We start from the raw sequence: 12,045 nt of genomic DNA, 5'->3' as shown, positions 1-12,045 counted from the left end.
AAATGAAGCCAGCAGCTTGATTCGACTGGTCATCCATTGCTGCAAGCGAAGTAGCTATACTTCATATTTTTCAACTCCTACGCAAAAAAAGGAGCCTCGCGGCTCCTAAATTATGGTATGATAGATTCACAATAGAATAGCTTGCAAGGGCGGCCGGCTAATCCTCCGAGAGGAGGTGAAGCGTATGAAGGTAAAAGATGCATTGATTTTGATGTTCATGTTTGGCATGTTCATCCTGGCATTACTTACCTACGTAAAAAAAATAGACCGCCCTTCGCACGGGATAACGGTCTATTCACTGCCGTAACACCTAGTTAAAGCTGCCGCCCTTAAAAGCGGATATTGTCGGAGAGAGGTGTTAGCGCACCTCTCTTTTGTTATCATAATCTTACCATGACCGATTTATACCTGCAAGTTATTGTTTCTCTGCAATTTGTTTCTGTATAATTTGCAAGCTACACAATAGTCACCGTAAACTTCTCAATCTCACCTGGTTTATTCCACTCAAGCCTTGCATTTAGAACCTTTTGCCCAAATAAAAGGATCTGTATAAACTCTTTATAATAATCCGGTACAAGTTCATTATTATTAAGACTGTGTAATTCAACCCAACGCGGAATATGCTTTTCAGGTTCCATTGTTATTAAATCGCCTTGAACATCATAAGTTACAAAGAAAAATGTCACTGCGTGTTCGCTGTTCCCATGATTAATATAAGAAACCACCCCTTTGAAGATAGGCTTTTCAATTGTTAATCCAGTTTCCTCATTCATTTCCCTAATACACGCTTCCTCCAAAGTTTCATGCAGCTCAACACCACCTCCAGGGGGCGTCAATTGCTTGAAATTGAAGTAGCTGGGAATTAATTTTTCCATAAGCACAATTTTTTCATCTTTTAAAGCGATACATGCAACCCGTGTTCTTATTGACATTCAGATTCCCCTCATCTTTGCTGGAATTTGCACCGTGCTTTATACATGCCGGTTGCCGCGGTTTCCTAGGGCCAGTCCCTCCACCGAACTCTGGATAAGAGCTTTATTGATGTCCGTATCTCACAAGGATGTGCCAAAGCTGTTTGAGATGCTGAAAGGTTTCTTGGGGAGTACCCCAGTCTTGCCAGCTCTCAGGATTGTGGTAGAGAGCTGCCGCAGCTCTGCCTATGGTCGCTGCGTTCAATTCCCCTGGGGTCGCAGCGAACTCTCTGTTCACGCGTTCTGCCAGAGGAGGCATGGCCGGACCACGGAAGTCATCCGGCACGGCTTCCACTGCTAGCCGGAAGCCAGGATGCCAAGACAAGCTTATGTTGTTTTGGGAGCATAAGCTTTCGAGCTGATCACCGATGTTCGTCTTTTTGTACGACGGGTCCGCTACTAATCCCTCTACGTCCTTTGACATTTTGATGTCTCCGTGGACTTGCACCTCAATGTATTCGTCTAGCGATCGCCCGAGAACACCACAAGCATTTTCCGGGCAGTCTTCGTGCAGCTTGAGGAGTCGTTCTACAAGTGAGGGCACCTCTATATTGGAGGATCCTAGCGCCTCGTGAGTGATATCGACTTTTTCCAGCAGCGCGGCGAGCACTGGATCGAAGCTGTCGCTCATGCCGATATGCTCCGGACCAGTGTGACTGTCGCCAAATGTGAACGTGCATCGGCTCCATATATGAGGGCGCAGCAGGAGATAGCACGAGCCAAAGCGTGGGGATGCACCATCCACGTAATTCATTAGATTTAGTGCGCCATATTTCGGCCGCTCATGATTCGTCACTCCCTCTGTTTGGTAAGCACCGCCAAAAAGCCTCTCCTCCCAGCGATCACGATCCCCACCCGGGAATGCCGAACGACTTCCGTTCGTAACACCAGTTGCAAATTGGCTTAGGTAGGTTCCATTATGCAGTAGGCCTTCAACAACGGTGAGACCACTGGGCAGAATCCGGTCCGGATGGAAGTTCAACGTAACCCTAGCGTTCTTTTCGATACTCGACAGCAGATCATCAAATGCTGCTGCTTCGGATAACACACCTGCACGCGTAAGAATTTCCGCAGCCATCTCACGCATGCGACCTCTCATTAACATCGCGCCCGAAGTAACATGGTTAAGCGCCCGCGCTTGCGCTGCGGTCAAGATAGTCAGTGGACTGGCGGGCTGAGATGTGCTTTTATCCATGTTAATACCCCCTAGTATTCGAAGAGTTTAACTCCCGTTTCCTTAGCGAACTATGCCCTTCATCCTTCATCCTTCAGTCTTTTGCCTTACTCCCCGAATATATGTAATGAGTCTTGTTAAATATGAATACCTCTTGTTCTTTAATAAATCCGATTTTTTCTGCAACACGAATGGAAGCCATATTTTTTGGAACTATGATGCTTATTAATTTTTTCAAACCCAATTGACCAAAGCCGTATTCCTTACATGCTCGTGCTGCTTCAGACGCATAACCCTTGGACCAATGCTTCTTACTAATGTGATAGCCTATCTCAATTTCTGTGCTGCCATTCACCTGTTGTTTAATAAGGCCACAATCACCAATAAACTCCTTGCTGTCTTTCAAACAAGCTGCCCATAGTCCAAATCCATCATGCTCATACCGATCTATATTCCGCTGAATCCAGTTTTGCGTTTGCTGCATACTAAAAGGAGCCGGATAATAAGTCATAGTTTCAGGATCTGAAAAAATGGTATAAAGTGAATGTAAATCTTCGTGTGTATAGTGCCTTAAAAGCAATCTTGAAGTCTCAATTACAATCACTTTTTACTCCCTTTCGTTCTACATTCTTTTCAATGGACCCACTGCTCCGACCAATACGCTTTCATGAAGTCAAGCAGGCGCTCCAGCTCTTCGACCCCCAGTGTCTCAGCTTCCCTCGCCTTCCGCAGCAAGTCGATTGCTCGTTCTGCAACATCCAGATCGCCCGGATGCCCGCCTTGAGGAAAAGGAAACAGACTCCGCATTTCGGTCAAGGCAGCCGCAGTCTTCTCATAATGGACCGCCGCTTCCGCCGCTATCTTCCGTACTGTTCGCTCTATGACATTCGTTCCATTCCAGCGGATTACGAGCTCGCGCAAAAATTGTACGGCAAATTCACGGGCATCACTGATTACAGCTGTATTATAAGCATTACCAAAGGGATCTGCTTCCCGTAGCTCCATGCACGCGATCCATGCATCATAACCTGCCAAACCGATCAAGTACTTGCCCTCAAAGATGTGCTGCCATTCTCTGCCTCTAGCATGATCGACGATCATATCGAGTGCCATACGGAGCGTCTCATACTTTGAGTGAGGAAGGCTCTCATGAATCGTCGTTACCCATAGCATGTTCCGGTTCTCAACGAAGGCGTTATACGAAATGGTACCTTCCTTAGAAACATCTTTAGCATGAAAAAGCTGCTTCTCATCGTCGTATCCGTAAATAAGCCCAAACTCTGGAATGAACAAGTCAAAGGTTATGGCTGGAATACCACGATCGACGGTTTGTTGGATCAGTGCCATGTACTTCTCCACAATATCTGGAGTAAAAGGCTTTTCAGCATCAGACAAGTTGCTAATGAACCCGAGATTGCACAAATTTCTCCTGATCAGATAGCCGCCGGGAAACATGGTTGGGCCAGCGACGTCAATACGTTCGGGATCGATGTTGATCCGGAAAGCATGGCCGGTGATACCCATTATATCAACCAACGAATAATGGCTTTTGTCGGTATAGGTGGTTGCTGCGTGAATAGCAGCGGCGGCTGAAGTCCATGTTTTTGACCAGTCCTTTGTTTTGGCTTCACTCATAGTAAACATCCTCCTAAATAAATGAATGGCTAGAGGGAAGGTCTGTCAGTTAAAGCTGAGGAGCCGGCAAAATGTTAACCCGCTTCAGTCCCAGCTCCGCCCGACGCTGTACGTAGAGGCGGATGGATACACGTATGCGTTCCTTCTGTACCTTGCTCCTGGACCGGGACAGAAGATTATAGACATTCGCTGTCGTCGTTTCGAACATTGCGGCAATTTCAGCAGGCGACAATTCACCGAAGAAGTGAGCTTCGAAGATTTGCCGCTCACGCTTGCCAAGGCAGCCCAGCAGTACTTGGAGATTATCCATCAGTTCACGGCGGAGTAGGCCTTTCACAGGATCGCTGCTTCGCTGGGCCTCCTCAGCGGCTGAACGGGACAACCGAAATAAAATTCGGTCTATGTCTCCCCAGTCCATCGGATTGCTATCTCCTCCAGAGCTATCCGCCGCATTAGCAGTCGAAGGAACGAAGCTGGTAAATGGACATTCTTTGCCATAAGGGCCGCCCCGGCGAAGCTTCATATAGGCTTGATTTCGAATGATCCGCTGCAGCCAAGGCAGAAAGCGGCCAGTGTCCATCAAAGTACCGAGATGAAGAAAAGCCCGAATGAGAGCATCCTGCACAACATCCTCAGCCAGATATGTATCTCGCGTAATCGTATTGGCCCATCCGAATGCCTGCGCCCGATGCTTACGGACGAGTTCACTGAAGGCATCCTGGTCCCCGCTGCGCGCACGTTCGACAAGTTCACGTTCCGCATCCTTGCCAGGATTAGCCTTGAAACCCTGCATTAGCTCCAGACTGTTCGTTTCCCTGCTGATTTTGCCCAAGTTCTATGACCTCCCAACCCTCTACATATCCGATGCCACTGACAGGAAAAATCTATCATGCTGTCCCCAACTTCAGTGGTTAAACATGTAAATCTGCATGCTTGCTACTGGGCAGTATGCAAAAAAAGCGTTGAGCCGACGGGCTTCACGCTTTTATGATATTTAGAAAATCTAGTATTTTGAAAAGAATGCTATTCCATATAATAACAAACTGATATTTATAAGTCTACAATTTATTCATCTTTAAATGATTTGTAAACTGCCATGAAACAGCTCTCCTTAAATCGCCTGCATGTAAATTGAATGCCATAATCGCTGCTTGCTTACCCATATTACGCTTGGTGATTTTCATGGATTTACAGCTAGAGCTGTTACCCAACCACTACTATAACACACTCGGATTTAACAAAGATGGCGGACGTCCGCCTGCCTGTTAATTTACCAACTTGTAGATCGCGATATCATCTATATACAGCTTCTCACCCGATTGGAAGTCATAAAGAACAACCGTTAAATTATAATTATGGGGCTGTACGCCGAGATAGTCGGGTTGAATTTCGAATTCTGATTCATACTTGACCCACTGACCGTTTTCCGAAGTGGAAACTGGTGTTTTGTCAGTAAAAATATTAGCGAGAGGTGTCCCTCCTACTTCATTACTTACTGTACCATCCAATCGAAACGAACCTAGCGTAACTGAACCTTGTGGTACATAATAGTGCATTATAAATTTGTATTTGCCACTCGTAACTGGAACGTTCTGGACCAGACCAGCCTGTGAAGGACTTCCTACTTCAAAGCTATAGCTGCCTGAACGTTTGATTTCAGTTGTTCGTTTACCAGGATCAGCTGGATTAGCTCCCCAATACCACCAATTCGGCGTAATACTCAAATCCACGGCATCCCCAGATTCAAATGAGGAGTTTACAATCAAATTCGTCATACCGTCTTCGATTGCAATAACAAAAGGTACAGATTCCCTAACGGCACCAGCATCATACGATACAAGGTACACCACGCTTTGTTCTTCCGAAGATCCCGGAATTACCGGAACCGTTAAGGTTGCCTTATGCGTTGCTGAATCCCATACTATTGCGGTTGGAGATACCGATACCGCTGCATGACTATTAATTTGCAGCTGAACTGTGAATTTGGACATGTCTGGTGTCTGCAATAAAGTGTCATCAAACAAAACATTTATTGTCCCCGTCTGTGCTTGCACTGAATATTCTGGCAGCTTGTAGATCGCGATATCATCGATATACAGCTTCTTGCCCAGTTGGAAGTCACGAAGGACGACCGTTACATTCAAGTTGTGGGGCTGCACACCACTATAGTCGGGTTGAATTTCGAATTCATATTCATACTTGACCCACTGACCATTTCCTGAAGTGGAAACTTGCGTTGCCTCAGAAACGAAAGTAGCGAGAGCTGGTCCTCCTATTTCATTATTCACTGTACCAACCACTTGAATGGAGCCTGTTGTTCCCGAGCCTTGCGGTACATTATAGTACATAATGAATTTGTGCTTTCCACTGGTTACTGGAACGTCCTGGACCAAGCCAGCATGTGTAGGGCTTCCTACATCAAAGCTATAATCACCTGTATGCTTGATCTCCGTTGTCCGTTTACCGGGTTCAGCAATTTCTTCATCCCCCCAATACCACCAATTCGGTGTTACACTCAAATCCGCTGCATTCCCGGATTCAAACGATGCGTTTACGATCAAATTCGTGAAACCGCCCTCGACTGTAGCTGAAATAACAAAAGGTAAAGATGCAGAAATAACTCCACTATCGTAAGATACAAGGTACACCACGCTTTGTTCTTCCGAGGATTCCGGAATTACCGGAACCGTTAATGTTGCCTTGTGCGTTGCTGAATCCCACACAATTGCGCTTGGCGTTACCGACACCGCTGCCTGCCCATTGACTTGCTTCTGAACTTTGAATTTAGTAATGTCTGGTGCCTGTTGGAACGTATCATTGAATAATACATCAATCATACCGTTTTTTGCTTGCACCGAGTAATCTGGATCTGATAATTTGTATACAGTAATATCATCAATATACAGTTTCCTGCCCAATTGGAAGTCACGAAGGACGACCGTTACATTCAAGTTGTGAGGTTGCACACCACTATAGTCGGGTTGAATTTCGAATTCATATTCATATTTGATCCACTGGCCATTTCCTGAAGTAGAAACTTGCGTTGCCTCAGAAACGAAAGTAGCGAGAGCTGGTCCTCCTACTTCATTATTCACTGTACCAACCACTTGAATGGAGCCTGTCGTTCCCGAACCTTGCGGTACATTATAGTACATGATGAATTTGTGCTTTCCACTTATGACTGGAATGTTCTGGACCAAGCCAGCATGTGTAGGACTTCCTGCATCAAAGCTATAGTGTCCCGAGCGTTTGATTTCCGTTGTTCGCGTACCAGGTTCAGCAGCATTTTCATCTCCCCAGTACCACCAATTCGGCGTTACACTCAAATCCAGGTTATCCCCTGATTCAAATGATGAATTTTTCACTAAATTCGTTAGACCCCCCTCAGCCGCAATTACAAAAGGTAAAGATTCAACAACGGTCCCGTTATCATAAGATAAAAAATACCACACGCTTTGTTTTTCCGAGGAAGTCGGAATTACCGGCACCGTTAATGTTGCCTTGTGCGTTGCTGAATCCCACACAATTGCGCTTGGCGTTACTGTCATTACTGCCTGGTCATTGATTTGCCGCTCGACAGTGAACTTAGCAATGTCTGGTGCTTGCAAAAATGTATCATTAAATTGAACGTTAACTGCATCTAACTGCGCTTCAACCGAATAATCTGGCAGCTTATAAATAGCGATATCATCGACATACAGTTTCTTGCCCAGTTGGAAGTCACGAAGGACAACCGTTAAATTCAAGTTGTGGGGTTGTACGCCATCATAGTCGGGTTGAATTTCGAATTCAAATTCATATTTGACCCACTGACCATTTCCTGATGTGGAAACTGGCGTTGCGTCTGAAACAATAGTAGTCAGAGGTGGTCCTCCTACTGCGTTATTCACTGTACCGACCACTTGGATGGAGCCTGTCGTTTCCGAGCCTTGCGGTACATTATAGTACATGATGAATTTGTGCTTGCCACCAGTGACTGGAACGTTCTGGACCAAGCCAGCATGTGTAGGGCTTCCTACATCAAAGCTATAGTTGCCCGAGCGCTTGATTTCCATTGTTCGTTTACCGGGTTCAGCAGCATTTTCATCCCCCCAGTACCACCAATTCGAGGACAAACTCAAATCATTCTCCTCTCCCGTTTCAAATGACGAGTCTAACACTAAATTATTGGATTCTACAAGATGAATAGGTTTAAAGTACTCTGGTTTCCAGGGATAGCCTCCCCCCCAACCCAAAAACCAAGTTTGAGCATGATAATTCCGAAGGAAGAACCCTTTCAATTCAGTTGCTGCATTCGGATCGACGCCGATGTTAGCAAATGGAATCACCTGAACCGTATTCCAGCGATCGCTTTTAATTATCGAATTTGTCTCCCATACTTCGCCTGGGTTTGGTGAAGGTTCCCCAAGTCCAATTTTTTGGTAGCTAAATTTGACATCCTTGGGATTGGAGAAGAATCCCTTAAAGCTTACATCCGGATTAGCTGTAAAATAGGTTTCAACAGAATCATCCGCACCACTGTTCCACCAATAGTTTGGCGCAGAAGTACTCACCGTCATTCCGCTCATATTACTGTCAAAATTTTCGTAGCCAACATAGAGATTCACGTCATCCCACAACAGGTATAAGTTCGTCTTGTTTGGTATATCAATCTTAGTGCCCATGACCATAAAATCACTGACCGGTTCCGCATCCACCCAAGGTCCCTTACTGAAATCAAGCGATTGCAATATACGATCTTTACTTGCAGTGGTCTTTACAGCATTTGCTGAAAAATTAGATTTGTTAAGCGAATCCAAAAACAGGTTTAATCCTTCACTAATAACAACATCCTCTGGATGAGTAGCTATATAGCTTTGCAGTGCCGTAATAAGAACGTTCTGCACACCATCCCAAGTCCCTCCCGCTTTCGGAGGTGCTGATGGTAAGTTTAGAATAGGATCCCCCGCAAATGCTGTTGGTAAAATAAATCGTTTCTTCACCATCTCATAGCTTTTTTTGATGTCGTTTAACATGACAAGCGCTTCAGGATTATTCTTTGGTGCATCCACTGGAGTAGTCTTTGGAAAACTGAGTGCTGAAGCTTCATAAAATTCAAAGCCTCGAAGGAGTTTCTCAGCACGTATCTTCTGCTTGCTTGTTTGCGCTTTGATAACTACCTGCTCCAATAGTCGACGGCTTTCCGTTATGTCTTCCTTCGTTACAGCTTCTAAATAATCGGGTTGATCGAATCTCATAAAATTAGAGCGCGGATCTGATTCCTTCCATCTTTTGTACCAAGCGGATTCGAATATACGTATATTCCAGAAATTTTCCCATAAATCGTAATATGCTTTCAGATCGGCAGCAGCATCTGGACCGACTGCACTCGTATACCACTCGTTCAGCAAGACATTGACGTCCTGATCTGCGTCCCACTGTAGCTTGACCGAAATCCACGGCTTAGGTCCTTCAGCAAAGTTTGGATAAATCTCTGCCACGTGAGCAATAACGCCATTATCCTGTGCATACTTGTAATTTTCTGCCATCCTGTTCATATATACGCGAGGCACGTTATATGGGGATCCGTATAAATATTCATACCATCCTATATTCGATGCAGCATCCCCCCACGCTTCTACAAGTTGTTTTCCTTTTCCAGCAAGGGCTGGATCCCCCCAAGACATGCGATCATCCGTAATATACGGAATTACATGAGAATTTAATTGCACATTCGTCGGAGGTTCATACATATGCCAGTATGCTAACAATCCAAAATATTTGTCCTCATAACGTTCGTCGGCCAAAACAGCCTCTACAACTTTGTTAACCCATGGATAATAAACATCTGACATATCCAGAAACCCACTTGAATTCAGTTTGCCACCAGCAAGTGCTTTGTCAGCTGCGCAATATCTTTCACTATCATTAATCCCTAGAGAATACGAAGTTGCATCTGGATTCGCAGCGAAAAACGCTTTAATCCGTTGACTTGCAACTGCAGCAGTTGTGTCGTTGTAACATGGCTGCCAATCATACCAATGTGTCGGAATTTCATTATCTACATAATATTCCGGATGCTGTTTTAAATCTAAGTCTTCAGGATCAAATAAAGTCGCCATATTATGATGGAATTGGATATTATCATGTATTCCATTGCGTAGTCCCCATTCGGCATTTTCTGGGGTGGTAAGGTAAAAGAAAGAACGGGATATTCCTTTGGGCTCATCACGGATTATTTCTTGAGAAACGTCAATTGTGCTATGCAGCGGTACATCATAACCATCGGGCCCCGGCAACAACCAACGCACACCAACATAATGTTCAAGGAACTCGTTGACACCAAATGTCGTCCCCCAATCGGTAGGCCCAATAATTGAAATTGTATTCTCGTGTGGCATAATCACAAAACCGTCATCCTTCATGTCTTGAAGTGCTGCTGTGACTGTTACTTGGCTCCCTGGATCGCTAGACCCGACATAGATGCGCACATCACCATCATACTGACTGCCTGATGCGGTAAGTTCCGACATAGTCAAAACTGGAAGCGTTGCACTTGTAGATTTAAAAACATACTCAGCTAATGTAGCCGCTGCAGATGTAACCTTAGCGGTTGCATTGGGATCGATGACAATTACCGCCTGACTTAGTCCATTCTCCACAATCCTCAGACCCGGATCCGTCGGAGTCGGCGTTACCGTAGGTGTCGCTGTCGGCGTTGCTGCCGGCGTTGCTGTTGGCGTACTGCTACCAGAGTTACCTCCGCCTCCATTGCTCGACGATACTCCCGCTCCATCTTTCTTAAGCGGCTGCTTCTCAAACGTTGATGCCTTTGCTTTTTCCCCTATGGTCACGCTTTCAATCGTTCCCTGACCGAACACTTTGATAACAGCATCAAGAATAAGTAGCACAATGACTGCATCATTCCCTGTATCAAGGTTTACGTTGGTCGCCTTTTCGAATACATGCAGCAACTTAACCGACCCCTGCGGGATTTCTAGCTTCAACCCTTTCGCCAGTACATTCACGGTTTCAAAGCTGCCTTTCAAAGTCACCTGAGCATCAACAGGCAACGCATCACTAAGAGATACTTCTCTAAACCCTTGACCCGTCAAATCCGCTGTTTCAAGCATTGTTGAAGATTTAACAGTAATTGTTGCAATGATTGTTGAACCCTCCACAATTACACGGACAGTTCCACTGCGCTTATCTACGATTACGGTCTCGAGTGTAGAGTCACGGAAATGGACGCTGTTCTTGCCTCCGCCATTCACTGTCGTTATTCCCTGGACCGTCACATTATTTAATGTAACGTCACCTTCGCTAATACCCTCTGCAAGCAGCAAATTGCCGGTTATAGTCATGTTCCGCAAAGTAACACCCGCCGTGTTAACCACAACATCTCTACTTACAATTTCCTTCTCCGCAGTCGGTCCATAAACGCCTGCTTTCTCATATGTCCTCGGAGTTAATGCACGATTGAGTGATACAACAGTTTCAGCACGTGTAATAGGTGCCGTTGGCCTAAAGCTGCCATCTTCGTATCCACTCATGATTTGCTCAGCAGCGGCTATGCCCACGGCAGCTTGACCCCACTTAGCCATTTGTTTGAAATCACTGAAGGTAGCAGCCAAGTTGTTGTCAGCCTGACCATTCAACTTCAACAATCGGACGATCATGACTGATGCTTCGAGCCTGCTAATTTGGCGCTTCGAGCCTATCGTACCGTCCGGATAGCCTTCTACATAACCGGCTTTCACCGCTTTAGCGATTTCTTCATATTCCCAATCCGCAGCTTTTAGATCTGTAAAACTGATAGACGATTTATCCTGAAAAGCAAAGGAACGGTTAACCAAAGCAATAAATTCGCCTCTTGTTATCGGATTATCCGGTTTAAACATACCGTCCGGATAGCCTTGTATTCGACCCAAATCCAACCACTCCTGCACCTGCTCCCCAGCCCAGTGCCCGTTAACATCAGAAAGGTTTATTGGGGCTGCATTTAGTGCAGCAGTATCACCTGAAGCATTAACCGAAGCATCTATTTGGGTATTGTTCGCCGCTAATACATGCTGAAAAGATGTAAAGAGTAAGCAAAAAGCCACCAGAACAGCCATACACTTTTGACTATATTTTTTTGTTTTCACATTGCACCTCCAAAGTAATATTTGTATTCAATGTCTCCGCTATTGCTGATTAAAGTTAACTCTAAGTGATGATACGAAGTGGCTATAGTTATAATCTCCCTTCCATTTCCCCCCTGTAATTCCTTATGTATTACACATA

7 protein-coding genes and 1 riboswitch are annotated in these 12,045 nt (G+C 45.2%); of the genes, 1 reads left to right on the top strand and 6 read right to left on the bottom strand.

Annotation, left to right across the window (positions count from 1 at the left end; all coding sequences use genetic code 11):
• Nucleotides 1-184: 184 nt before the first annotated feature.
• A complete protein-coding gene (locus J2Z66_RS42925) occupies nt 185-307 on the top strand; it encodes a putative holin-like toxin (protein WP_245375843.1) in 123 nt (40 codons plus the stop codon).
• 148 nt (nt 308-455) lie between these two features.
• Here J2Z66_RS42925 and J2Z66_RS25960 read toward each other — a convergent pair whose 3' ends face one another.
• The 6 genes from J2Z66_RS25960 to J2Z66_RS25935 form a co-directional block, all read right to left on the bottom strand.
• Nucleotides 456-932, bottom strand: a complete 477-nt coding sequence (locus J2Z66_RS25960; RefSeq protein ID WP_209975652.1) for an NUDIX domain-containing protein — start codon at nt 930-932, stop codon at nt 456-458.
• An 8-nt stretch (nt 933-940) separates the two neighbouring features.
• Nucleotides 941-1,033, bottom strand: a riboswitch (SAM riboswitch).
• 2 nt (nt 1,034-1,035) lie between these two features.
• Nucleotides 1,036-2,166, bottom strand: a complete 1,131-nt coding sequence (locus J2Z66_RS25955) for a DUF3626 domain-containing protein (protein WP_209975651.1) — start codon at nt 2,164-2,166, stop codon at nt 1,036-1,038.
• Nucleotides 2,167-2,239: 73 nt separating this feature from the next.
• Complete coding sequence (locus tag J2Z66_RS25950) at nt 2,240-2,749, bottom strand: GNAT family N-acetyltransferase (RefSeq protein WP_209975650.1); 510 nt, start codon at nt 2,747-2,749, stop codon at nt 2,240-2,242.
• A gap of 29 nt (nt 2,750-2,778) precedes the next feature.
• On the bottom strand, nt 2,779-3,780 hold the full coding sequence (locus J2Z66_RS25945) for a hypothetical protein (RefSeq protein ID WP_209975649.1): 1,002 nt from the start codon (nt 3,778-3,780) through the stop codon (nt 2,779-2,781).
• Between the two features lie 49 nt (nt 3,781-3,829).
• A complete protein-coding gene (locus J2Z66_RS25940) occupies nt 3,830-4,612 on the bottom strand; it encodes an RNA polymerase sigma factor (protein WP_245375842.1) in 783 nt (260 codons plus the stop codon).
• Between the two features lie 433 nt (nt 4,613-5,045).
• Nucleotides 5,046-11,906: a DUF4838 domain-containing protein gene (locus J2Z66_RS25935; protein WP_209975648.1), complete on the bottom strand. Its 6,861-nt coding sequence runs from the start codon at nt 11,904-11,906 to the stop codon at nt 5,046-5,048.
• Between the last annotated feature and the right edge of the window lie 139 nt (nt 11,907-12,045).

Source organism: Paenibacillus eucommiae, from assembly GCF_017874215.1.
GTDB lineage: Bacteria > Bacillota > Bacilli > Paenibacillales > NBRC-103111 > Paenibacillus_AI > Paenibacillus_AI eucommiae.
This window is presented reverse-complemented; position numbering and strand designations above follow the sequence as displayed.

Bases quoted from the DNA above. Each gene is read 5' to 3' on its own strand.
- J2Z66_RS42925 (WP_245375843.1), top strand. From the start codon at position 185: ATGAAGGTAAAAGATGCATTGATTTTGATGTTCATGTTTGGCATGTTC.
- J2Z66_RS25960 (WP_209975652.1), bottom strand. From the start codon at position 932: ATGTCAATAAGAACACGGGTTGCATGTATCGCTTTAAAAGATGAAAAA.
- J2Z66_RS25955 (WP_209975651.1), bottom strand. From the start codon at position 2,166: ATGGATAAAAGCACATCTCAGCCCGCCAGTCCACTGACTATCTTGACC.
- J2Z66_RS25945 (WP_209975649.1), bottom strand. From the start codon at position 3,780: ATGAGTGAAGCCAAAACAAAGGACTGGTCAAAAACATGGACTTCAGCC.